The sequence below is a fragment of the Streptomyces sp. NPDC005784 genome (assembly GCF_042871525.1).
In the GTDB taxonomy this organism is placed as follows: Bacteria; Actinomycetota; Actinomycetes; order Streptomycetales; family Streptomycetaceae; genus Streptomyces.
In genome coordinates this window covers 1-21,127 of record NZ_JBIAIQ010000034.1, presented here as the reverse complement: position 1 = coordinate 21,127, position 21,127 = coordinate 1, and the positions used below count along the sequence as shown (strand labels likewise).

The window sequence follows — 21,127 nt, the reverse complement described above, 5'->3', positions numbered from 1 at the left end:
CCCGAACCGGTCGCCGACCGACGTGCAGTCATGACCCGTCTCCGCCAAGGACCGGCTGCCAGGCGGGCACCTGTTGAACGCGGGCTGTCTCGGCCCAAGCGTGGTCTCGGCCTCACAGGAGCGCGGCATCACCCTGGCCGGCCCCGTTGCCGGTGACGCCACCGGCCACTGGCGCGACGCGCTCTCTCTCCCCAAGGCGTCCCGGTCTTCTGGTCCAGATCTCACGCGTCGGCTGCCGACCCCGGCCGCCAAGGGAAGAGGGCGAGGTCCGGCTCGACCCAACTGGTCCTGGCCGCCGCGCCCGCCAGCGTTGCGGGCCGGTAGAAACGGGTCAGCAGCTTCTTGTCGAGCAGCGCGGGATGGTGGTTCGCGAAAGTGTCGAAGTCCGCCGTGTCCGACTCATCCGCGTGGTGACCCACCAGCTCTACCCAGGCCCGACTGACGGTGGAGTTGTACTTCTGCGGAACGCCTGCGTAGCGGGCGGTGCGCTGGATGCCGCTGCTGACCAGGTCCACGGCCTCGGCGGTTCCGTAGCGCCGGACAGCCAACCACGTGAGGTGAATGTGCTGGCGGTGCCCAAAGCGTTCGGCACCGGCCATCACCTCCCCCATCAACTCCGTGAACGGTGAGGGCTTTTCGCTCGCGCCGTCGTCGAGCGCCATCATCTCCCCTCCCCTGTCAGCGCATCCAGGACGGCATAGAAACCGGCGACGGCCTCGCCGGGCAGGCCGTCCAGCGCACGCCTCTCGAGCTCGTTCAGCGTCTGCTTGATCAGCACTGCCGTCGCGTGCCCCGATTCGGTGAGTTCGATGAGCACCGAGCGGCGGTCACCGGCGCGCGTGCCACGGGTGATGTGCCCGCGGCGCTCCAAGCGATCGAGCACGCTCGTCAGAGTTGTGGGACGGGCGCCGACGGCTGCGCCCAGCTGGGACACGGTGCGGCCCGTACCGTCCGCGAGGTTGGCCAGTGCGTTGATCTCGGAGGCGGTCAGGTCGAGGTCGACGAGTTCTGTGGTGATCAGGTGCAAGGTGGCGTGGGTTGCGCGCTGCAGGGTCAGCAGCGCGGACCGTTCAGGGGATACGGATTTCGACTTCACGATTTCGTATATTACGAAATCGTACTAACGGTCGCAAGCCCTTCTCAGGACGATCTCGACGCCACCGAGCACCCCGAAGACCAATCCGCCGGAGTTCCTGGCGCTCGCGTCAGTGAAGGACGGCTTCGATCCGCTCCGGCACAGAGAAGTCTTCAGCGCAGTTCCACAACGATGAAGTCAGGCGCGCGCAGAAGGGGGCGTGGGCCTGCGCAGCAGCCACTGCCCGAACGTCCGACGCCGGGGCCTCACCACCACGCGGCCGTGGACCTTCTGACCGACCAGCTCCACTCGCAGCGTGACCGGCGTATCAGGATTCGTCGAAGCCTGACGGTACTTGACCCCGCTGTGCACCAGCTGCAGACCATCCGTATCGACCACGATGTCCGGCCTCGTGACCAGCGTCAGAGTCTTCCCTGTCATGCCCACGTCGATCCGCAAGGTGTCGTGCGTGATCACCGCGTCGGTGAAATCAAGCCTCACATCGCAGAACGTCACCGAGAGCTCCAGCCTCCGCGGTACCACCCAGCGCCCCACGCGCTCGACCGGGCCGCTGTGGACCTGTTCGATGCGAACTACGTCCTTGACCTCTACTCCGCTCCCGCCGACCGCAGCCGGTACCGGCGGAAGGTCAGCGGTGAGTGTGGTCAGTTCGCTCAAAGTCCGCGCCGACAGGGCGGCTTCCAGGCGCTCGTCCAACTCGTCCGCGGTCAGCAGGCCGTCCCCCGCCGCGATGCGCAGCACATCCACCACCCGGTCCCGGTCCGCGTGCGAGGCTCGCAGCTCGGGCGACGAGTCGGGGCCGGAGTGCCTCCCGGTAGGCGAAATCTCTCCCGACATGCTTCCGTCCTGGTCCTGTCGAAACGTCTCCGCGCGACGCAGGCAGCGGCGCGACGAGAAGACTAACGCTATATCGCGACATGAATCCCGGCCGGCCCCTTCACGGAGAGGCGATGGGTCAGTCGGGGGCCGCACGGTCACAGGTGCCGTCGTGTCAGCCGAACTCGATCCCGAAGAGCAGTGCACCGATGGACGCCAGCGTGAGGCCCAGCGGGATCAGGCTCACCCCGATTCCCACGCCGAGGCTCTTCCTCTTCGCCAGGTACCACGGAACACCCAGAGAGAGCAGCGCCAGCAGGAGCAGCAACAGGGCCGCGCCGATGGCGGCCTCCGTGCGCCCGCAGGGGTTGGCGGCGGTGCACGAGTCCAACGCCATGGGAGACACCAACAGCAGGAAGGCGGCGACGAGTTGGACCGGCAAAGCCACCAGCACACCGGCCAGCGGGGCGACCCACCACTTCCGCCGGGGCTGCGCCCGGTCGGCGGGGAGGGATTCGGCCGCGGACAGCGACGGTGAGGGAGAGGGAGAGGGCTGAGTGGAGACCTGCGGTCTGGCGGGTGTGCTCATGGGCACAGTATGGCGTCCTGGTGAACATCCAGTGAAGGTCGGTCTGTTCCGGCAACGCGCGGGTGTGGCGCTGTTCAACCCCAGCAGCTGCATCAAAGCGCACGAGAGCCGCTACTTCATCGACGGCACCCTCCCCCTCCCCGGAACGAAATGCGATCAGGACGCTCCGCCCTTCTCCACTCCCTGACGTACAGGGGGCGTCCCTGGACAACGAGCCGGTCCGAGCCAGTGTGGGTGGCGCGGACCGGTTGCGTCGGGGCGGGCGGCGCGTCGGTGAGCCGCTCCCTGTGATTCCTCATCCGCGGTCCGCCGACACGGGTGTCCTGACGCCCGGCACAGCTCAATGCCCGACCGCCGACTCGTGCGTGCGATGCTCAGGAGCGTTGTGCCCTGCGCTGTCATGGCGCAGGAGTACTACCACGAGCAGTCCGGCGAGGACGTAACCGCCGCCCTGCGCGGCGAGTACGGGGACGATGCCGAGAGACTGGCCCAGGAAGCCTGCCGCGCACGTGCCTGCCACGATGGCGATGCCTTCGGCGGCGCCCAGTGCGCCGAAGACGCGGCCTCGGTGGCTGTCGGTGGTGTGGCGCTGCAACAGCGTCATCATGGATGTGACCAGCAATGCGCCGGGAAAGCCGACCAGGATCATCAGCACGAGGGCGGGCCAGGCGGCGCCGACTTGCAGCGGGTAGAGGAAAAGCGCGAGGTCGATCAGCCCGAACGCGATCGCGGCCCAGCCCATCGCCCGGGTTGCGGGCAGACGGTTGCCGATCGATGCGGCGAGCAGTCCGCCGCCGATGCCGCCGATCGCCTGGGCGGCGACGATCAGACCGTACGTTTCGGCGCTCGCGTGCAGCACTGATCGGACGAAGGGAGCGAACAGCGTGCTCATGATGCCCTCGCCGACGCTCGTGACGAGCAGGAAGACGACCATGACGCGCAGCACGTGCTGGTGCAGTGACAGCCGCATTCCGTCGGCCCAGTCGGTGCGCAACTGCCCGATGCGGGCCTTGAGTTCCGGGTGGGCGGAGGGTGTTCGCTCCGCCCGCGCTGCGGTGGGGATTGCCGCGATCAACGCAGCGGAGGCGAGGAAGCTCGCGGCGTCGAGGAGCGCGAGCAGGTCGATTCCACCGGCCGCCGCGGCGCCACCGCCGAGGGCGGAGCCGATCAGCCGGGACAGGTCGCTGTTCTGGCTGTTGAGCGCGTTGGCGGTCACGAGGTGCTCGTCATCGACCAAGCGGGGCAGCAGACTTTGCTGGGCGGGGGTGAAGAACTGCTGGACGCATCCCTCCCATGCGGTGACGACGTAGACGATCCACATCTGGCCGGGCCGGTGTACCGCGAGCAGGGGCAGCAGGCCAAGGGCGAGCAGTACGTTTGCCGTGACCATGGTGCGCCGCAGGTCCCACTGGTCGACGAACACGCCGGCGAGCGAACCGAGCACGATCTGCGGTACGAACGATGCGAGCAGCATGAGGGCCGACGCGAGTGTGTTACCGGTGAGTGCGTAGACGTAGTAGGCGAGGCCGACGCGGAGTATCCAGTCGCCGGTGAGCGACACGAGTCCGGCCGACAGAATGAGTCGCAGGTGGCGTTGGCGCATTGCCGGCGCGATGGCCCGCATGTCAGCCCTCCGCCGCTGTTGGTTCCTGCGGTGTGACGACGAGTGTCATATTGACGGCCTTCGATCCGGGTGGGCGCGATGCGAGGTAGTCGAGCGGTCGTTGCTCGACGTAGTGGGCGAGGATCCCACCGAATCCCTCCATCAGCTCGGTGAACTCGTCTTCGGTCAGGTAGACGGTGCTGCGGTCAGGTAGAGGGTGCTGCGGCCGATGCCGGAGTGCTTGCGCCAGCCCGGCGACCAGAAGGCCCGCCGTTCCTGCCGGCGGCCGAGTTCCTCCAGTGCCTGCTCGGCTGCGACCTGTTCTTCGACGCCGAAGTCGCGGGCGCGCTCAGCCAGTCAAATGGTCGTATCCCTGGCCGACCTCGCGGACACGCCATACCCGACCGCGCCGGTAGAGCTCGGCGAGCAGCGGCGTGCGCTCGGTGGTCGCGGCGTCGAGGCCGGCCTGGGCCACGGCTCGCTCGGCGGCTCCCTGGGAGACCATGCGTGAAACAAGTCACGGTTGCCCGCTGTGCCAAACAGCCTGCTCCACCATGTAAGTTCCTGCGTCCAAGGGGTGGGACTCCCCCTGATCACACATTCGTGCCGCCGCATCTGCGCGCCCCTGAGGGAGACATTGCCATGCCCGCACAAGAACCGGCCCACCACCCGCCCCAGTGCATCGGAGTGGTGGCCGAGTCCACTCCCGGGGAGACCCGTGTCGCGGCGACGCCTGCCACAGTGCGCCAATTGGTGGGGCTGGGCTACGACGTAGTCGTCGAGTCGGAGGCCGGCACGGCGTCAGGCTTCGCGGACGGCACCTACTGTGACGCAGGGGCACAAATAGGCGACGCCTGGCAGGCCGACATCGTACTCAAGGTCAACTCCCCTTCGCCGGGCGAGATCGCGCGCGTGCCCGACGGCGCGACGCTGATCGGACTGATCAGCCCGGCCCAGCGGTCGGACCTCCTTGCGGAGCTCGCGAGCCGGCCAATTACCGTACTGGCCCTGGACGCGGTACCACGTATCTCGCGGGCGCAGTCGATGGACGTGCTCAGTTCCATGGCCAACATCGCCGGCTACCGAGCCGTGATCGAGGCGGCGCACGTATTCGGACGTTTCTTCACCGGCCAGGTGACGGCCGCGGGCAAGGTCCCGCCGGCGAAGGTACTGGTGGCCGGCGTCGGTGTGGCCGGGTTGGCTGCCATCGGCGCCGCCTCCAGCCTCGGCGCGATCGTTCGGGCGACCGATCCGCGACCGGAAGTGGCCGACCAGGTACGGTCGTTGGGCGGCGAATACCTCGCGGTGGACGTCGCGCAGGAGGCGAGCACCGACGGCTACGCCAAGGCGACCTCCGCCGACTACGACCGCGCCGCTGCCGAGCTGTACCACGGGCAGGCGAAGGACGTGGACATCGTCATCACGACCGCGCTGATCCCGGGCCGCCCCGCCCCGCGTCTGCTCACCGCGGACGATGTGGCGGCGATGAAGCCCGGCAGCGTCATCGTCGACATGGCCGCGGCCCAGGGCGGCAACGTCGCGGGAACCGTTGCGGGCCGCATCGTGGTCACCGACAACGACGTGACCATCATCGGTTACACCGATCTCGCGTCCCGGCTGCCCACCCAAGCCTCACAGCTGTTCGGCACCAACCTGGTGAACCTGCTCAAGCTGCTGACGCCCGGCAAGGACGGTCGGCTGGTCATCGACTTCGACGACGTGGTCCAGCGGGCGGTGACCGTGGTACGCGAGGGTGAGATCACCTGGCCTCCGCCGCCCGTGGCCGTCTCGGCCCAGGCCGCCGCGCAGCCTGCACCCGTGGCAGCGGCCGCACAGCCGAAGGAGCCGCGACTCACCCCGGCGGCCCGGTTCGGGCTGATCGGCGCCGGCATGCTGGCGATGTTCGCCCTGGTCGCCTTCGCGCCGGCACAACTCGCGGCGAACTTCACGGTCTTCACGCTGGCGGTCGTGATCGGTTACTACGTGATCGGCAAGGTGCATCACGCGTTGCACACGCCGCTGATGTCGGTCACCAACGCGATCTCCGGGATCGTGGTGATCGGGGCGCTGCTGCAGATCGGGCATGAGAGCGCGATCGTCACCACGCTCTCGTTCGTGGCGATCCTGCTGACGAGCGTGAACATCTTCGGCGGCTTCGCCGTCACCCGCCGCATGCTGTCCATGTTCTCGAAGGGCTGAGCCGCAATGACTTCAACTACAGCCTCTCACGCTGCGGACCTGGTCGCCGCCCTGCTGTTCATCCTCAGTCTGGCGGGATTGTCCCAGCACCGCACCTCCCGTGCCGGTGTCGTGTATGGCATCGCCGGCATGGCCCTCGCCCTGGTCGCCACCGTCGTACTCGCGGCACAGAGCATCACCGCGGGCGCGGTCGCGCTGATCGTTGTCGCGATGGTGCTGGGCGCCGCGATCGGCATCTGGCGAGCGCGGCAGGTCGAGATGACGCAGATGCCCGAACTCATTGCCGTACTGCACAGCTTCGTCGGTCTCGCCGCGGTACTGGTCGGCTGGAACAGCTACCTGGAGGTCGAGGCGCACGGGGCCGCGCAGACACACGTCACGGCCGACCTGCTGGGGATCCATCACGCAGAGGTGTTCATCGGGATCTTCATCGGCGCGGTCACCTTCACCGGCTCGATCGTCGCGTTCCTCAAGCTGTCGGCGCGCATCAACTCCCGTCCGCTGGTTCTGCCGGGCAAGAACGCGCTCAACGTTGCGGCGCTGGTGGCGTTCGCAGCGCTGACGGTCTGGTTCACGATCAGCCCGAGCCTCGGCCTGATGATCGCCGTGACATTGCTCGCGCTCGTCCTGGGCTGGCATCTCGTCGCCTCGATCGGCGGCGGCGACATGCCCGTCGTCGTCTCCATGCTCAACAGCTACTCAGGCTGGGCCGCGGCGGCAGCAGGATTCTTGCTCGACAACAACCTGCTGATCGTCACGGGCGCGCTGGTCGGATCCTCGGGCGCCTACCTGTCCTTCATCATGTGCAAGGCGATGAACCGGTCCTTCCTCTCGGTCATCGCGGGCGGATTCGGCATCGAGGCTCCCGCGCACGGGGACGAGGAACAGGGCGAGCACCGCGAGATCCGTGCCCAAGAAGTGGCTGAGCTTCTGACACAGGCTCGGTCCGTCGTCATCACCCCCGGCTACGGCATGGCCGTGGCACAGGCGCAGCACCCGGTCGCCGAGCTCACACGTCAACTGCGAGAGCGCGGCGTGGAGGTCCGCTTCGGCGTCCATCCCGTGGCGGGCCGTCTGCCCGGGCACATGAACGTGCTGCTGGCCGAGGCCAAGGTGCCGTACGACATCGTTCTGGAGATGGACGAGATCAACGACGACCTCGCCGACACGTCCGTCGTCCTGGTCATCGGCGCCAACGACACCGTCAACCCAGCCGCGACGGATGATCCCACCAGCCCGATCGCGGGCATGCCGGTGCTGCGGGTGTGGGAGGCGGAGCAGGTCGTCGTCTTCAAGCGCTCGATGGCTTCTGGCTACGCGGGCGTGCAGAACCCGCTGTTCTTCCGCGAGAACAGCAGCATGCTCTTCGGCGATGCCAAGGAGAGCGTCGAGGAGATCCTTCGCGCCCTCGCCTCCGACCCCCGCACCCAGGCGCCGAGCGAAGCCGCCCTCGCCCGCTAGGGCCCGCGCCCCGGGCGGCCGGTTCCGCTTCACGCACGGCCGCATCGCCAACTCTGTCCCCGTTTCTCATGGTTTGAAGCGGTGTCACGGAGGAGACCGCATCCGGCACCGCGCGTACTGGGCAACCTGGTGATCGACATGACCAGGTCTGGTGGGTGATCTACGTGACCAGCCAGTTCCACGGTGCGTGGCGGTGGCCGGCCGCCCCTGTGGGTCTGGTGGCGTTGGTGTTCGCCGACCGGGGCGCGGCCGTGGCGGTGGCGGTGGCGGTGGCGGTGGCGGTGCAGGATCTCCCGCGGTGGGATCCTGGATGCCCGCGCCATCGAGGAACACCACCAGACCGTGATCGCTGTAGGCGGTGCCGAGAATCTCGTCCCGGCCCCGGGGGTGCACGGTGCCCCTCGGGCCGCCTGCGCGGGAGGGCGGTGTACGACGATCGGCGCGCGGCCCACGCTTCCCAGCGTGCCCCTGGCCGACCCGCCCGGCGAACCCGCTGCGGCGGTCAGGGGCTGTCGCCGGAGTAGTAGAAGCGGCACATCACGCCGGGACCGGGCATGCGCGGTTCACCGGGACGCGGGTCGTACAGCGACCGCCCGCCGGGGAACTGTCCGAGCTCGGTGGACAGGGCGGCTCCGTCGTCGACTTCGTCCGGGCGCCAGCCGGTGATGTCCAACAGCAGTCCGTCCAGCGGGCCGCCCATGAGCGCGGCATAGGTCTGGTGCGGGAGGGGGCCCGGGTTGGGGTCGTCATGGTCGTGGCCGTACACCCGGCCGCGCAGCAGTTGCTCATCGCCGTTCATCACTCCAGCCTTTCAGCCGCCACTGACAACGCGGCTCTGCCCAGGGCAGCCATGGGCTTCCCCGCGTCGCCGGCGGAAGGCCTGCCCTGGTCAGGTGCGGAAGCGGGAGAGCCGGGCGCCGGCCTTCGCGCGGCTGCTCGGCTTCCTGCTCCTGGCAAAGGCGCTCCTGCTGCTGGCGCGCGCAAAGGCCACGGACCTCGCCCTGGCCGTAGTCCTTGAAACAGGCCGGGCAGATGCCCGAGAACGCGGCGCGGATGGAGCCATGTGGCAGCGGATCCGCCTTCTTCGCCGCGCTGCGCGTCGTGTTGGTCGCAGTGCGCCCCACTCCCCCACCGGCGGTACCCACCAGATGCTGTGCACTCTCCAACCGGTGCGCACGATGTCGTACCGCACTGCGCAGTGCGGTACGAGTCGCGCGCTCAGGCATCCGCTCTCTCAGCTCGACAGATCAATGACCGCTGCGGCTGTCGTAGACCGTGAGCGACAGTTCTTTCACCGCGGTCCGAGCGCGCTGTTTGTCCAGGCCCTCGTCTATGACCTCCAGCGCACCGGCTGCCGAGATCCGAACGGCGCGGGGAAGACCGTCGTAGGCGGCGAGCCGGTACGCCACGGTCCGGCGGGCCTTCTGCTCCCTGTCGCTCACCCCGCCAGGGACGACCGGAAAGACCGCGGCCTCGTACAGCGCGACACCCATGACAACCACGTCCGCGATGCCCTCCAAAGCCGAACCGGTCCGGACACCCGGAGGGGGATCCACCGCGATCTGACTGTGGAAGAACCCCCCGAGCCCGACACCCACGGACGACGTACCCGCTCCCACCGCGGCTCCCGCCCAGCCACCGAAAACGAAGCCGAAACAGGCCCCGCCGGCCACCACACACACCACCATCACCATGGTGAGCAACACATGCATGCGAGTACCGGGCGAAACCTTCATGCCCAGCAGTATGCAGACACTCCCCAACCACACGGCACCGGCCCCGGGACCAGCTGATACCCGCCGGCCGTGGCACCGGATCACCACCACCGCAGGATGCCCCGACCCGCTCCAACAGGGCCGACGAAGTACGCCCGAACGGCATCCACCGAAAACCACGCATAGCCCCACCACAGCAAGTCACCGGCCTGCCGTACCGCCCGATGCCCATGTCCAAGGGACTTCCCTCTTCCGGGTACGGCCGAAGTGAGTGGAAAGGGCCATGGGATCATTCTGCGGCGCAGGGCCCGGGGGCAACGGCAGACTGAGCACAATCTTGATCATGGAAAAGCCGAGCCGTAGGAGATGTCCATGTGGGAGACCCTCTCCGACACCGTGGTCCTCGCGATCGTGGCCGAGCCACTCCTTCGCCGGATACGGAAGCGATGGCGCAGGAGGCGCGTCTCCCGCACGGTCGCCGCACTGAACCGTGGGGAAAACGCCCACATCCGCTGTGCCGCACGATTCCGCAACTCTGGCGGAGGTCGACACCGCGCTCGCCTGACGGTGAAAGCCGAAGGTGTCTTCCTTTCCACCTTTGACGACACGGTCTCGAAACTGCGGCTCGGGACTCCACGCACCAGTGTCGAAGTCGTCGCCGAGCTCTCGATGATGGTGTGCAACGTAGCCGGGCGACAGCTTGAGATTTTGCTTCCGGCCGAGGAAGACCGTCTGTTCAAGGCCGTGGTGGCCAGGCTCCCGGACCGCAGCGACGAACCCCCCGCCACCGCCGATGTCGTCCCAAGATCTGTTTCGGGCTGAGCACCCGCGTACCGGAAAAGTTGAACCAGAACCTGAGAAGGTGCAGCACCCGCTGTCAGCTGTCGCCGTGACGCTCGGGTGGAAACCGCACGGCGTCACCCAGGTTCTCTACTGCACGTGGTGGTACCAGCGCCGGTGCACCACGGGTTCGACACACAGCACGGCGGCGCCTGCGATCGTGCCGACCAGCAGCGCGGACTCACCGCCGCCGTTGAGGACCGCGCCGAGGCAGGCGGCAGCAACGACGAGCGGGCGCAGCAGGGTCAGCGGGCCGAGGCCGATGACCACCGCGAGGGTGCTGGCGCGGAACGTCAGGGTGAAATAGGCGGCAAGCAACAGCAGTACACCGGTGGCGTAGACCGTGAGCGGGAGCAGGTAGCCGAGGCCGCCGGCAGCCAGAGCGTTGTAGGTCCGTGCCTGGTCGCGTGTGGTCAGCAGCAGGAGTCCAGCGGTCAGCGTGGGGGCGAGCAGCAGGACGGCCCCAACCGCCAGCCCACGCAGGGTGGCTCGGGCGGTGGCCCGTTGTTTACGGATGCGGGCGTCGCTGCCGGCATAGGCGCGGAAGCCGCTGAACGCCGCGTCGACCAGACCGAGGAGTACAAGCGGTATGGCGGGCGTCATCGGGTGGTCTCGGCGAGGTGCTCCGGGCCGACCATGCGGCGTGCGTCCCGCCCGAGGGCTCGGCGAAGCGGCGCCTCCAGTTGCGGGCGCACTCCGATGATCGGGCGCAGCGTGGTGCAGAACGGGTTCACCGCTCCGCGCGGCTCGTACAGCAGTGCGCGGATGCCGGGTACCGCAGCGGCGCGCAGCAGTGTCTCGTCGCTGTGCGCGCGCAGCGCGGAGACGACGCCGTCGTGGCGGCCGAGCGGGTTGCGCATCCGGGCGCGATGGAAGATCCAGGCTCCAATGGGCGCGAGACGGGTTGCGGCGATGTCGAAGTGGCAGAAGGCGTACGCCGGTGAGGCGGCCTGGGCCTGGAAGAACTCGGCCAGGGCAGGGCCACGAAAATGGTGCAGCACGCCGGTGGAGACGTAGATGGTCGCGGCCTCCGGCAGGTCGAAGGCATTCCCGTTGACAAAACGGCAGTTGAGCCCCTCTGCGTGGGCGAGGCGGTCCGCTTCGCCGACCAGCGCGGCGTCGAGGTCGACCCCGACCAGCTCGACGTCCGTACCGAGGGCCTGGGTAGTCGCCAGCCACCGGACCAGGTAGCCCAGGCCGCAACCGACGTCGACCAGGCGGTAGGGCCCGGGCTGCCCGGTAGTGGACCGAATCGCGGTGAAGAGCGGACCGAGCAGGTGGACCAGGCGTTCGCCGATCCGTAGTTCCTCGCTCAGGCGCTGGAGCTCGGTGTGCACGCTGATGAGCAAGCGGTCCACTGCGTGGGGGTCGAGTACGCCCACCTGGTCCACGGGCAGTCCGGAGACGATCCGGACCGCGCGCTCGTCTCCGCTCTCGCGGAGCTGCTGGATCACCTCGGCGCGCCGGACCGGGAGCCGCTGGCCGCTGCGTGGATCCACCGCCGTGATCAGGTCGGAAATCTCAACAAGCTGGTGCACGAGGCAGAACCCTACGGCCTCCCCTGCCCCACCCGGCGGGCCGGCTGCCCCCACCGTGAAGTGTCCACAAGCTCCCGCATCTTCGGTACTGGTGCTGCCGAGACCCGTGCACTGGCTTCGAACGAGCGATTGGCCCAGGTGAACGAGTCCTCTGGCCCCGGTTAGCGATCTTCGGGGCTCGGCGCGAGGAGTCGGTTGGTCCCACTATGGGATCGCCGTGGTCGTGTTGTGGAGTTGGGATGCCGGGCAGGGACAGTCCATACATGGGGACGGGGGCGGCGATCGGGCGCGGAGCGTCGTCCACCGTGCCGCTCCCCGGGGACTGTTGGTTCCCGGGCCAGGTGCGTGCCAGGTGGAGCCAACGGGTGCGGCCGGTGCGTGGCATGTCGCCACCGGTCGTCGACGTGGTGCTTCACAGCCGTCGGACGCGCAGCACGCCGGTCAGCATCGGGAGCGCGAACTCGCCTCGGGCGGTCTCAGGACGGCTCGCGAGGAAAGCGCGGATCCGGCCCAGCGTGGCCTCCTGCTCCTGTTCCGACATGACCAACACCCCAGCGCGCGTCGCGATGGTCGCGACGAGAGAGTCGGCGGTGCGGCGCTGCCCGTGCGGGAACTCGGCCTGCTCCGGCGAGCCGAACCGGGTGGCCACGCCAGTCTTTGGAAGGTGTGCGTCGGCCGTCTCGGCGCGCCAACTGGTGGGCGTATCTCGTGGGCCGATGGCCGCGCTCCCGCTGACCCGTGCGAGGCCGGCAACCCACTCGACCCGGTCGTCCATGACGTTCCACAAGCCGGCCAGAATGCCGCTGGGTGCGAGTACGCGGGCGATCTCGGGTCCCGCGACGGCCATGTCGAACCAATGCATGGCATTGCCTGCCAGCACGGCAACGACGGACGCGTCCGGCAGCGGTATCGCCTCGGCGCTGCCCGGCAGGGCACGGACAGCCGGCAGCGAACGGCGCAACTCGGTCAGCATCGCCGGATCGGGCTCGACCGCGATGACTTCGGCGCCCAGCGCGACGAGCGTGGCGGTCAGCTTCCCGGTTCCGGCGCCGAGGTCGAGCACGCGCCGGCCGGGCGCGCACTTGAGCGCCCAGCGCACCGCGGCCTGGGCGTAGTCCGGACGGTGCTCGGCGTATGCGACTGCCGCCGCGCCGAACGACGAGGCGTGAACCAGCCGTTCGTCCTGATCCACGCGGTAACCGTATCGGCGCCACAGGCCATCGGCCACCCCGCCTCACCACTTCGGCAACAGCCGCCCGAGAGCGCTACCAGGCTGCGGCTCGCCTGCGAAGTGCCTCCGACCGTTGCCGGAGCGACGGCCTCGACAATCCTCCTCCCCGGTCCGAGGCACTCTTCGCGGAGCTGACGACCTGCCGGACGGCCCGCATCATGAACAGTGCACATTTCAGGAAGAGACCGACATACCTGACTGGCCTACGAGTTGGGGAGCGACATCAGTGACGGCTGGTTGATCAGGGCGCCGAAAAGTTGAGTGGCAGATCTCGGTGGAAGACGGCCATGGTCCGGCCGGGGCCGTTGTAGTCGTCGACGATCTTCACGTCAAAGCCGAGGCTGCGATGGAAGGCGATCGAGCCGGCGTTCTCGACGGACGTGATCGCCTTCAACTGCCGTGCACCGTAACGCTCCGCTGTTTCGGCGAACGCCGCATACATACGGCGCCCGAGACCGGTTCCACGGGCATCGTCCCGCGTAGCGATGAGATGCACGTAGCCAGTGTCGTCCGGCGTGACAAATCCGAAGATGTACCCACGAATTCCGTCCTCGGCACGGGCAACCAGGCACATGGAACCGAATTCCTGCACCAAGGCCAGAAGGTGCAGCGAGCGCAGGTCGCGTTCGCCCCAGTAACGGGGGTGATCTGTCAGAACTTGGTGGAAGTCGGCCACGTCGGCCGGAGTTATGGCTGTCCCCATGACGGGGATCATGACAGACACCTGGCAGTTCAGTGAGACTCCGCGCTCTCCGCTCGCCAGAAGCGCAACCTTCAGCGAATCGGACTGACGAGCCGTCAGGACGGAGTGCAGACGAGGCTGCTTCCTGCGGCGAGGCGGGCGTCACCTCCGCACGGGGCGAGCGGGTAACTCAGGTCGACGGCGGTCGCTGCCATACTCGATTATGCACGTATGCCGCTGATAGAGACCCTTGCCCGAGTCGACGCAGATCTGGCCGCCGGCCGGGTTCCCGTCGCACGCCAGCGACTGCGTGGGCTGGTGTCGTCCTTTCCGAACGACCTGCCGCTTCGCCGCCGCCTGGCCGAGACGTACCGCCTGTACGGAGAGCCTGCGGAAGCGGGCCGCTGGATGTACCTCGAACAGGACCAGGACGCAGCCGAGACCTCGGCCTTCGAGGTGAGATACGGCACCGCTCCGAAGCGCATGCGGGCACTGGCCTGGCGTGGGCCTGAGTCGCTTGCCCCATCGGTGTTTGCCAGACAACAACTGGAAGCAGTGCGAGCAGCCTGCTCCGACGCCGTGGGACACCCCGTCGATTGGGACACGGGGCCAGCCGACCGGAAGACGGAGAGCAAGAGCAACGCCGTCACGGACTTCCTGGCAGGAGCTGGATGCCTGATGGTGGTCCTCGCATTCCTCGCGATCTGGGTGAACGGGCTCGTTGCCCTCTTCAATTGACTCCAGTCGCCTCCGACTGCGGGGCGCCACCCAGGGTTCAGTGCGTCCTGGCCGCCCATCACCACATAGTCGTGGACGAACTACGTGACTGTCGGCCCCGTCCAGGCACACGGCACGTCCGGCCTGGACACTGCGACTGCCCGCCGTACCCACGGTTGGACGCTCGTCTGGTCCGGCCGCCGCCGCGCTGCGCGGCGGCGGCCGGAGCGCGAGGGACCGAGGCTCCCCCCGGTCGCTCCTCGCGCGAGGTGCCCTCCGACGGCAGAGCGGGGCTGCGGGGGTTGCCTCGCCTGCACGTCCTGGAGGGCGCGAGGCTGGAGCCGCGCAGTCGGCGATGCGGCTCCAGCGGGCCTCACGAATGGGTCATGGCTCGGGGTCCGGGAGCCTGCGGCATGGGCTAGAGCCCAAAATCACCTTCCCTGAGAGTAGAAGGTTCGCCGGGATGATCGGAAGCTGTTCTCGGAACGCCGCCGAGAGGATCACTGCCGGACGGAGGGTGGCCGCGGCGAATCCCACGCACGACGCAGTCACCCCGCCTACTGCTTACGGGAGTTCTCGTGTCCGGTGAGGACGTCAACGCCGATGCCTGGACCGTCTACGGCCGGCGCCAGTTGAATCGAAAGTACGCGCCGCCCGTCCCGGATCAGCTGACCTGGACCCCTTGGGAAGGCATCGGTCCCGGGGCCGAGATTCTCGGTGAGATCACCGGCAAGCACGTCCTGGACGTCGGCTCCGGTGCCGGCCACCACGCGGTGCACCTGGCCCGTGCTCACGGCGCTCGTGTGACCGCGATCGAGTTGTCGCCCACCCAGCACCAGCGCGCCACCGAAGCCCACGCGGGCGTTCCCGGCGTGCAGTTCGTCCTGGGCGACGTGGTCGACTACCTCCCCACCGCAGAACCCTTCGACGCTGCGTACGCCATCGGCAGCCTCGCCTTCACCGACCCGCACCGCGCCCTGCCCGCTCTGCGCCACGGCTTGCGCCCCGGAGCACCGCTGGTCGTCTCGATCCTCCACACCGACCTGGACGACCGCGGCCCGTCCACGACCGTCGCACCGCGTGAGCAGTTGATCAGGCTCCGGGACGAACCGCCGCTGCCCGTCCAAATGTGGGTTCTGGCACCCCAGTTGTGGGAGGAACTGCTCAAGAAGTACGGCTTCGGAGTCGAGGCCATCGACCTGCTGCGGCACCCCGACGAGAACGTCCCGGTCGTGCAGCAGCTCATCCGCGCCCGGCGCCTCCCGGCCCGGTCCGCACGCGTATCCAGCCGCCCCCGCACCCCGGAGCCACCCTCGCCGCACGCGGCCATCGGTGTCGGTGCCATCCTCCTCGGCGACCAGGGAGTGCTCCTCGGCCGCCACCGCCACGGCACCCTCGAACTGCCCGGCGGAACCGTCGAAGCCGGGGAATCCCTCGAAACGACCGTGACCCGGGAACTCGCCGAGGAGACCGGGCTGATCGCCCGGCCCGACGACGTCACACTGCTGGGGACGCTCGTGGACCACGTCGATGACGTCGTACGGGTCACGGTCGGCGCCGTCGTCGGCGCCTGGCAGGGCCGGCCGGCCACGCAACCGGACGAGAGCGTCGGCAACTGGGCCTGGTACCCGCTGGACCAGCTGCCCGACGGTCTGTTCGTGTGCAGCGCCCAGATCCTCACGGCCTGGCGGCCCGACCTGCCCATCGACCACGCACCCGCGCGTTTCACCCCGTACGCCTCCCACCAGGCGCCCACGGCGACCGCCACGGACGGCCTCGCATGACGGCGCGACGTGCTGAGGCCGTCGCACTTTGCGTCGCGCGTGACGGCTTTCGAGAACGGTCGAGCGGATCGTCAAGAGTGGTCCGGTCGAGCGGTGAACCGGATCGGCGGCCGGATGGACACGACCGCCGATCCAACGCTGCGCCTGGCTCAGCCGTTCACAGGAACCGCCACAAGTGGTCGGCCGTTCCGTTGTCGTCGAACTGGACCACCTGCGCGCTGTTGTCGGTGGACATCCGGTCCACGCCGAGGACTTTTCCGCTGTTCTTGTTGCGGATGCGATACCAGCCGTCGCCGTTGCCGACCAGTGTCCACAAGTGATCGTCTGTTCCGTTGTCCTCGAATTGCACAACGCTCGCGCTGTTGTCCATGGACATGCGGTCGACGCCGAGCACCTTGCCGCTATTGCCGTTGCGGATCAGATACCAGCCGTCACCCTTGTCGACGAGCTGCCATGCGTGGTCGCCCGTCCCCGTATTGTCGAACTGCACTACGCGTGCGCTGTTCTCGGTGGACATCCCGTCGACGGCGAGGACCTTGCCGCTGTTCTTGTTGGCGAGCCTGCGGAAGGGCGGTTCTGGCGTCCAGGGCCGGCCGTCGGGTGCCGCCGTGGGGAAGGACGTGATACGGAGCCGGGCGGCGCCCATGGGGATGAGGGTGACCGTCTCCACTGGAGCCTCGCTGCGGGCGGGACCGTCCTGGAGCGGTGCGACGACATGTTCGTCGTCTGCGATCCACTCCTGGATCTTCCGGGCTTGCGCAGAGATGTACAAAGGCGTGGTGCCGGGAGTGAAAGGCTGGTCCGGCACGACAGCACTGGTCTGTGCGGGCGTCAGCGGGGTCTCAGGGAGGAGACCGTAGTTCCATGCGGTGGTTGCGTGGACCTCGTATGCGGGGAACGTGTCATCCCCCGCGTAGCGGTCGTAGCGTTCGCCGATCTTCAACGAGTAGGCGAGCGGGCCTTTTTCGACGCTGACTGCGCCGTGCTGGCCGGGCCAGGGGCGCAGTTGGGCCTGCTGAGGCAGCTGCAGACGGACGACGTCGCCGTCGCGCCAGGTACGCTCCACTCGCGCCCAGGACGGGCCGTCCGAGGCCGCCACTGAAGTGCCGTTCACCTGTAGTCGCGGCCCCTTGCACCAGCCGGGCACGCGCAACTGCAGCGGGAAGCGCACGGGATGGGGCGTGGAGATGTTCAGGGTGACCGTGTCCTCGAAGGGATAGCCCGTATCTTCGGTGACGGTGACCGTCGTTCCGCCTGCGACCGTGGCCCGGACCCTGCTCGGAGCGTAGAGGGCGGCGGCCAGACCACCGTCGGTGCTGGCGAGCCAGAGTTCCTCGGTGAAGTACGGCCAGCCCATACCGTAGTTGTGGGGGCAGCACCGGTACTGGTCGACGCCGGCCTGGAAGGCCTGCATGGCGAAGCCGTTCTGGAACTGCCCTTGTGTCTTGGGGCGGTTGTCGAGCTCGATGCTGTTGGCGCTGGTGATGTAGTGAACGGACCTGCCGTCGGGATCGAGGGAGGCCGGGAGCATGTTGAAGGCCAGGTCCTCGCAGCGGTCCGCCCAGACCGGGTCCCCGGTGATTCGGGTCAACAGCTCGTGGCTGGCCATGAATTCGACAATGCCGCAGGTCTCGAAGCCCTGCCGGGGGTCTGTGAAACCGGGCCGGAAGTTCTCGTCGCCGGCCAACCCGCCGCCGGGGAACCGGCCGTAGGTGTCCATCACGGCGTCATAGGCACGATAGGTGGCCCGGGTGAGATCGGCGGAGCCGGTCAACTGGGCATACTGGGCGGGTTCCCGGAAGCCCTGGGCGATGTTCACGTTGTGCCGACTCGGGGTGGCGCCGGTCCAGTCGACGCCGTAGGTGTGCATCTTGGCGGCGAGATCGAGCAGGAACGCCTCGCCGGTTCGGCGGTAGAGCCACACGACGACGTCGAGACCGTCACCCCAACGGTAGGACACCCAGCTGGTGTTGAAGGCGCCCGGCCCCTGTGCGTTCATGTAGCGAAGGAAACGGACCAGGAACGGCACGACGCGCTGGTCGTTGGTGTACTCCTCGTGCGTTCGCAGAGCCTGCAGGAGCGGCAGGAAGGGCCAGAAGTCCGGACCACCGTTGAGTGCGGTGCGTAAGGCACGCGGTCCGAAGAAGCCGTCGCTCGCCTGGGTTGCGAGGATCCCGTCCACCCACTCGCGCGAGCGGTTCAGCGCGTGCGCGTCCCCCGTGGCGATCGCCAGCGGTATGTAGCCGCGCAGCCAGTACGGCACCTCCTCCCAGGCGTTGTGCTCGGGATGAACCCAGCCCGTGGTGGAGAAATCGAGGAAGTGCGAGACGTTTTCGTACGTGCCGCACAATCCGTCGAGCTGTAACCGGAGTTGGCCGGCGAGCCAGCCGCGGGCGACCACGCTGCCGGGCGGCAGCTTCTGGAATCTGTCGGGCATCTGCGTTTCAGCTCGCGGTCGGGGCGCCGCGGCCGCGACTCCCGCGAACGTGACTCCGAGCGCCGCGGCACCCAGGGCGCTGGAGCCCATACCGAGGATTTTCCGCCTGCTCATTGACATGCAGGTGACCTGCCTTCCCAAAAGGGGTCGACTTGCAGTGCGACAACGTTGTCTCTCATTCTCGGACAACGCCAGATCATCCAGATGTGGCTCCACAGCGTCCACGTGGAAGACGGGAGCGCTGCGGTCTTCTACAACGTTGGAAATGGTGCCGCGGACATGACAGCACGGCCAGGTCAGCCTGTCCAGAGTTCACGCACACCACGAAGAGCACCTGCACAATCACCCGGGCAGCGTCAGCATTCACCGCGAGACCCGTGCACGGTTACCGCGTCGGGGTGATCGGCGACGTAGTCCTGGACCACTGAGAGGAAACTCGGGTCGGGCTCCAGGCCGAGCGCGGCAGCGCGCCGGTTGTCGATGACGGCCGGCCACGAACCGACGACGGCCGCGATGGCAGGGTCGGTTGTGAAGGTCACCAGGTCGGTGGCGGCTGAGCCGGCCACCTGCCGCAGCGTGGCGAGCATCTCGGCGACGCCGACCGTGAGTGCGGGAAGGTTGACCGGCAGCCGACCCTCCAGGCGTCCTGGTCCGGTGCCGCGCTCGGCCTCCGCGACACGGAGGATTCCCTCGATGGTGCGTCGCGGCGAGGCCAGGGCCACCTGCGTGCCGGGCTCCACGGGACACGTTGCGGGGAGTTGGGCGAGCGGTTCACGGATGATGGCGGACAGGAAACCGGAGGCGGCCGCGTTCGGCCGGCCGGGCCGCACGACCACGGTCATCAGGCGGGCGACACGTCCGTCGACGAAGCCGCGGCGGGTGAAGTCCGCGAGCAGGTGTTCGCAGACGAGTTTCTGCGTTCCGTAACTCGACTGAGGCAGGGGCACAGTCGCCTCGCTGACCACGGGCGGCAGGGGAAGCTCCAGGGTGGAGCCGTAGACGGCGAGGCTGCTGGCAAACAGCATCCGCGGTACGGGCCCGCCGGCCAGCGACTGCGCCCGAGCCGCCTCCAGCAGGGCACGAGTGGTGTCGAGGTTCGCGCCCATACCTAGATCGAAGTCAGCCTCGCACTCGGCCGAAACGGCGGCGGCAAGATGGAACACCACGTCAACCGGCTCGGCGAACACGTCATCGAGACGGTCGGTCAGATCACCGTGCACCACGTCCACGAGCGGGTCGCCCGCCGACGGCAAGCCAGGCCCCGCGACCCGGTCGACGAGCACCAGTCGGGTGATCGGTACGCCGGCGAACGCCCGCATCTGCAGCAGGCGCCCGACAAGCAGACGCCCGAGGAATCCTGACGCACCCGTGACGATGATCCTCATGTGACGTCTCCTCACAAGTTGCCGGCCGCAGCATCGTGGACGCCGTCACGGTATGCGCCGCCCTTTCCTGCAGCCGCCCATCCTGCGTGTCCACGCCCACGCCCACGTCCTCGGACGCCCAGCAGCATCCTCGTTCGGCGGCGAGTCCACCACACCCCTGTCGCGGGTGATGGCGGATGGGCGAGAGCGGGTGCCCGCGACAGCGTAGGCCGCAGCAGCGAGGGTGCCTACGGACGGCTCACGGGCGTGCCTGCTCTCGTGGCCGGCCAACTGGTGCCGTAGTACGCCGTCGACATCGCTGGGCGGCGGCCCTCCACGCGGTCCAGTGAATGCTCGCCGCCGGCGATGGCCGGCCCGTTCCGCGGCAACCTGAACATCACCACACCGAACTGGCAGTTGATCTCACACTCTCGGCCCAGCCCGGAAGCGCACCGGGCAAGGTGATCCAAAGGGAGGTCCTCGATCACTCCATCGACGAGGCGGTGAGAGTTGGAGCCCACGCAGAGCCCTCCGCCGCGGACGGCGGACGATGTCACGCTCGGACGAGGTCGGGCCCCGAGTCCACAGAGGTCGACGGGCGTGGGGCGGAGCGTCAGGCAGGACACCGGAAGTCGACCAGGGCATGTACTGGTTCTGCGACTTCAACCAGTTCAGCCTCAACGGCGCCCACGTGTACGAGCCGTACATGAATGCCACGAAGCCCTCGCGGGTCAGGTAGCAGAGATCCCTGTAGGGGCGCGCGGCCAGCGCGGCAAGGTGGTCGGCAAGATGGTGTGGGACCTGGACGAGGTGGCCGCGGCCCGCTGTGACCACGGCCCCCGGGCCACCCTCGACCTGCTCGGCCGCCCCTCCGCCGCCCAGTCGACCGCACCCGTCCCGCAGCGGCCGCTCACTGATGGGACCACTGGAGTCCGGCTCCACTGGGCCCTGCCGAAGTCGTGAGGGGCCCTGCGCTTCTCGGACAGCGGCGTTGAGGGTTCTACCTATGCCGCTGCCTGCAACTCCTCGTACTCGGCGTGGACTTCTGCGGGAGT

Annotated in this window: 21 protein-coding genes; 6 read left to right on the top strand and 15 right to left on the bottom strand. The window is 68.3% G+C overall.

Annotation, left to right across the window (positions count from 1 at the left end):
* Positions 1 to 221 precede the first annotated feature (221 nt).
* The 7 genes from ACFYR3_RS35445 to ACFYR3_RS35415 form a co-directional block, all read right to left on the bottom strand.
* Complete coding sequence (locus ACFYR3_RS35445; RefSeq protein ID WP_389286047.1) at positions 222 to 665, bottom strand: hypothetical protein; 444 nt, start codon at positions 663 to 665, stop codon at positions 222 to 224.
* On the bottom strand, positions 662 to 1,096 hold the full coding sequence (locus tag ACFYR3_RS35440) for a MarR family transcriptional regulator (protein ID WP_355856501.1): 435 nt from the start codon (positions 1,094 to 1,096) through the stop codon (positions 662 to 664). Before ACFYR3_RS35440 ends, ACFYR3_RS35445 begins: the two co-directional genes overlap by 4 nt.
* Before the next feature lie 177 nt (positions 1,097 to 1,273).
* The gene (locus ACFYR3_RS35435) at positions 1,274 to 1,933 is read right to left on the bottom strand and encodes a DUF1707 domain-containing protein (protein WP_389286045.1); all 660 of its coding nucleotides are present in this window, start codon (positions 1,931 to 1,933) and stop codon (positions 1,274 to 1,276) included.
* Between the two features lie 154 nt (positions 1,934 to 2,087).
* Positions 2,088 to 2,501, bottom strand: a complete 414-nt coding sequence (locus ACFYR3_RS35430) for a hypothetical protein (RefSeq protein WP_389286043.1) — start codon at positions 2,499 to 2,501, stop codon at positions 2,088 to 2,090.
* A gap of 340 nt (positions 2,502 to 2,841) precedes the next feature.
* Positions 2,842 to 4,125, bottom strand: coding sequence for an MFS transporter (locus ACFYR3_RS35425; protein ID WP_389286041.1), 1,284 nt, complete (start codon positions 4,123 to 4,125; stop codon positions 2,842 to 2,844).
* A gap of 1 nt (position 4,126) precedes the next feature.
* Positions 4,127 to 4,267 (bottom strand): hypothetical protein, encoded by a 141-nt coding sequence (locus tag ACFYR3_RS35420; protein WP_389286039.1) that lies wholly within the window; start codon positions 4,265 to 4,267, stop codon positions 4,127 to 4,129.
* A 186-nt stretch (positions 4,268 to 4,453) separates the two neighbouring features.
* A complete protein-coding gene (locus ACFYR3_RS35415) occupies positions 4,454 to 4,609 on the bottom strand; it encodes a hypothetical protein (protein WP_355856530.1) in 156 nt (51 codons plus the stop codon).
* A gap of 137 nt (positions 4,610 to 4,746) precedes the next feature.
* Here ACFYR3_RS35415 and ACFYR3_RS35410 point away from each other — a divergent pair, with 137 nt between their 5' ends.
* The gene (locus tag ACFYR3_RS35410) at positions 4,747 to 6,303 is read left to right on the top strand and encodes a Re/Si-specific NAD(P)(+) transhydrogenase subunit alpha (RefSeq protein ID WP_389286119.1); all 1,557 of its coding nucleotides are present in this window, start codon (positions 4,747 to 4,749) and stop codon (positions 6,301 to 6,303) included.
* A gap of 6 nt (positions 6,304 to 6,309) precedes the next feature.
* A complete protein-coding gene (gene pntB / locus ACFYR3_RS35405; RefSeq protein ID WP_355856521.1) occupies positions 6,310 to 7,764 on the top strand; it encodes a Re/Si-specific NAD(P)(+) transhydrogenase subunit beta in 1,455 nt (484 codons plus the stop codon).
* A 502-nt stretch (positions 7,765 to 8,266) separates the two neighbouring features.
* Here the strand turns inward: pntB and ACFYR3_RS35400 are convergent.
* Together ACFYR3_RS35400 and ACFYR3_RS35395 are read right to left on the bottom strand one after the other, a co-directional pair.
* On the bottom strand, positions 8,267 to 8,563 hold the full coding sequence (locus ACFYR3_RS35400) for a hypothetical protein (protein ID WP_355856524.1): 297 nt from the start codon (positions 8,561 to 8,563) through the stop codon (positions 8,267 to 8,269).
* A 448-nt stretch (positions 8,564 to 9,011) separates the two neighbouring features.
* Positions 9,012 to 9,500, bottom strand: a complete 489-nt coding sequence (locus ACFYR3_RS35395; protein ID WP_389286037.1) for a hypothetical protein — start codon at positions 9,498 to 9,500, stop codon at positions 9,012 to 9,014.
* A 351-nt stretch (positions 9,501 to 9,851) separates the two neighbouring features.
* Here ACFYR3_RS35395 and ACFYR3_RS35390 point away from each other — a divergent pair, with 351 nt between their 5' ends.
* Positions 9,852 to 10,301, top strand: a complete 450-nt coding sequence (locus ACFYR3_RS35390) for a hypothetical protein (RefSeq protein ID WP_355858288.1) — start codon at positions 9,852 to 9,854, stop codon at positions 10,299 to 10,301.
* Between the two features lie 108 nt (positions 10,302 to 10,409).
* Here the strand turns inward: ACFYR3_RS35390 and ACFYR3_RS35385 are convergent, their stop codons facing one another.
* The 4 genes from ACFYR3_RS35385 to ACFYR3_RS35370 all read right to left on the bottom strand — a co-directional run bounded on the left by ACFYR3_RS35385 (position 10,410) and on the right by ACFYR3_RS35370 (position 13,803).
* Positions 10,410 to 10,922, bottom strand: coding sequence for a hypothetical protein (locus tag ACFYR3_RS35385; RefSeq protein ID WP_355858285.1), 513 nt, complete (start codon positions 10,920 to 10,922; stop codon positions 10,410 to 10,412).
* On the bottom strand, positions 10,919 to 11,857 hold the full coding sequence (locus ACFYR3_RS35380; RefSeq protein ID WP_389286034.1) for a class I SAM-dependent methyltransferase: 939 nt from the start codon (positions 11,855 to 11,857) through the stop codon (positions 10,919 to 10,921). Before ACFYR3_RS35380 ends, ACFYR3_RS35385 begins: the two co-directional genes overlap by 4 nt.
* 412 nt (positions 11,858 to 12,269) lie before the next feature.
* Complete coding sequence (locus ACFYR3_RS35375; RefSeq protein WP_356781695.1) at positions 12,270 to 13,049, bottom strand: class I SAM-dependent methyltransferase; 780 nt, start codon at positions 13,047 to 13,049, stop codon at positions 12,270 to 12,272.
* Between the two features lie 280 nt (positions 13,050 to 13,329).
* Positions 13,330 to 13,803 carry a GNAT family N-acetyltransferase gene (locus ACFYR3_RS35370; RefSeq protein ID WP_389286032.1) on the bottom strand — a complete coding sequence of 158 codons (474 nt, stop codon included), beginning with the start codon at positions 13,801 to 13,803 and terminating at the stop codon, positions 13,330 to 13,332.
* 198 nt (positions 13,804 to 14,001) lie between these two features.
* Here ACFYR3_RS35370 and ACFYR3_RS35365 point away from each other — a divergent pair, with 198 nt between their 5' ends.
* On the top strand, positions 14,002 to 14,508 hold the full coding sequence (locus tag ACFYR3_RS35365) for a DUF6584 family protein (protein WP_389286030.1): 507 nt from the start codon (positions 14,002 to 14,004) through the stop codon (positions 14,506 to 14,508).
* Between the two features lie 557 nt (positions 14,509 to 15,065).
* Positions 15,066 to 16,271, top strand: coding sequence for an NUDIX domain-containing protein (locus tag ACFYR3_RS35360; RefSeq protein WP_389286028.1), 1,206 nt, complete (start codon positions 15,066 to 15,068; stop codon positions 16,269 to 16,271).
* A 157-nt stretch (positions 16,272 to 16,428) separates the two neighbouring features.
* On the opposite strand, the gene ACFYR3_RS35355 is transcribed toward ACFYR3_RS35360, so the two are convergent.
* Complete coding sequence (locus ACFYR3_RS35355) at positions 16,429 to 18,828, bottom strand: RICIN domain-containing protein (protein WP_389286026.1); 2,400 nt, start codon at positions 18,826 to 18,828, stop codon at positions 16,429 to 16,431.
* A 236-nt stretch (positions 18,829 to 19,064) separates the two neighbouring features.
* Positions 19,065 to 20,093 carry a D-erythronate dehydrogenase gene (denD, locus tag ACFYR3_RS35350; RefSeq protein ID WP_355858264.1) on the bottom strand — a complete coding sequence of 343 codons (1,029 nt, stop codon included), beginning with the start codon at positions 20,091 to 20,093 and terminating at the stop codon, positions 19,065 to 19,067.
* A 768-nt stretch (positions 20,094 to 20,861) separates the two neighbouring features.
* On the opposite strand from denD, the gene ACFYR3_RS35345 reads away from it, so the two are divergent.
* Positions 20,862 to 21,035 (top strand): hypothetical protein, encoded by a 174-nt coding sequence (locus tag ACFYR3_RS35345; protein WP_389286024.1) that lies wholly within the window; start codon positions 20,862 to 20,864, stop codon positions 21,033 to 21,035.
* Positions 21,036 to 21,127 lie beyond the last annotated feature (92 nt).

Coding starts and splice junctions, on each gene's coding strand:
- ACFYR3_RS35445 (WP_389286047.1), bottom strand. CDS start 665: ATGATGGCGCTCGACGACGGCGCGAGCGAAAAGCCCTCACCGTTCACG.
- ACFYR3_RS35435 (WP_389286045.1), bottom strand. CDS start 1,933: ATGTCGGGAGAGATTTCGCCTACCGGGAGGCACTCCGGCCCCGACTCG.
- ACFYR3_RS35430 (WP_389286043.1), bottom strand. CDS start 2,501: ATGAGCACACCCGCCAGACCGCAGGTCTCCACTCAGCCCTCTCCCTCT.
- ACFYR3_RS35425 (WP_389286041.1), bottom strand. CDS start 4,125: ATGCGGGCCATCGCGCCGGCAATGCGCCAACGCCACCTGCGACTCATT.
- ACFYR3_RS35420 (WP_389286039.1), bottom strand. CDS start 4,267: ATGGAGGGATTCGGTGGGATCCTCGCCCACTACGTCGAGCAACGACCG.
- ACFYR3_RS35415 (WP_355856530.1), bottom strand. CDS start 4,609: ATGGTCTCCCAGGGAGCCGCCGAGCGAGCCGTGGCCCAGGCCGGCCTC.
- ACFYR3_RS35410 (WP_389286119.1), top strand. CDS start 4,747: ATGCCCGCACAAGAACCGGCCCACCACCCGCCCCAGTGCATCGGAGTG.
- pntB (WP_355856521.1), top strand. CDS start 6,310: ATGACTTCAACTACAGCCTCTCACGCTGCGGACCTGGTCGCCGCCCTG.
- ACFYR3_RS35400 (WP_355856524.1), bottom strand. CDS start 8,563: ATGAACGGCGATGAGCAACTGCTGCGCGGCCGGGTGTACGGCCACGAC.
- ACFYR3_RS35395 (WP_389286037.1), bottom strand. CDS start 9,500: ATGAAGGTTTCGCCCGGTACTCGCATGCATGTGTTGCTCACCATGGTG.
- ACFYR3_RS35390 (WP_355858288.1), top strand. CDS start 9,852: ATGTGGGAGACCCTCTCCGACACCGTGGTCCTCGCGATCGTGGCCGAG.
- ACFYR3_RS35385 (WP_355858285.1), bottom strand. CDS start 10,922: ATGACGCCCGCCATACCGCTTGTACTCCTCGGTCTGGTCGACGCGGCG.
- ACFYR3_RS35370 (WP_389286032.1), bottom strand. CDS start 13,803: ATGATCCCCGTCATGGGGACAGCCATAACTCCGGCCGACGTGGCCGAC.
- ACFYR3_RS35365 (WP_389286030.1), top strand. CDS start 14,002: ATGCCGCTGATAGAGACCCTTGCCCGAGTCGACGCAGATCTGGCCGCC.
- ACFYR3_RS35355 (WP_389286026.1), bottom strand. CDS start 18,828: ATGTCAATGAGCAGGCGGAAAATCCTCGGTATGGGCTCCAGCGCCCTG.
- denD (WP_355858264.1), bottom strand. CDS start 20,093: ATGAGGATCATCGTCACGGGTGCGTCAGGATTCCTCGGGCGTCTGCTT.
- ACFYR3_RS35345 (WP_389286024.1), top strand. CDS start 20,862: ATGGTGTGGGACCTGGACGAGGTGGCCGCGGCCCGCTGTGACCACGGC.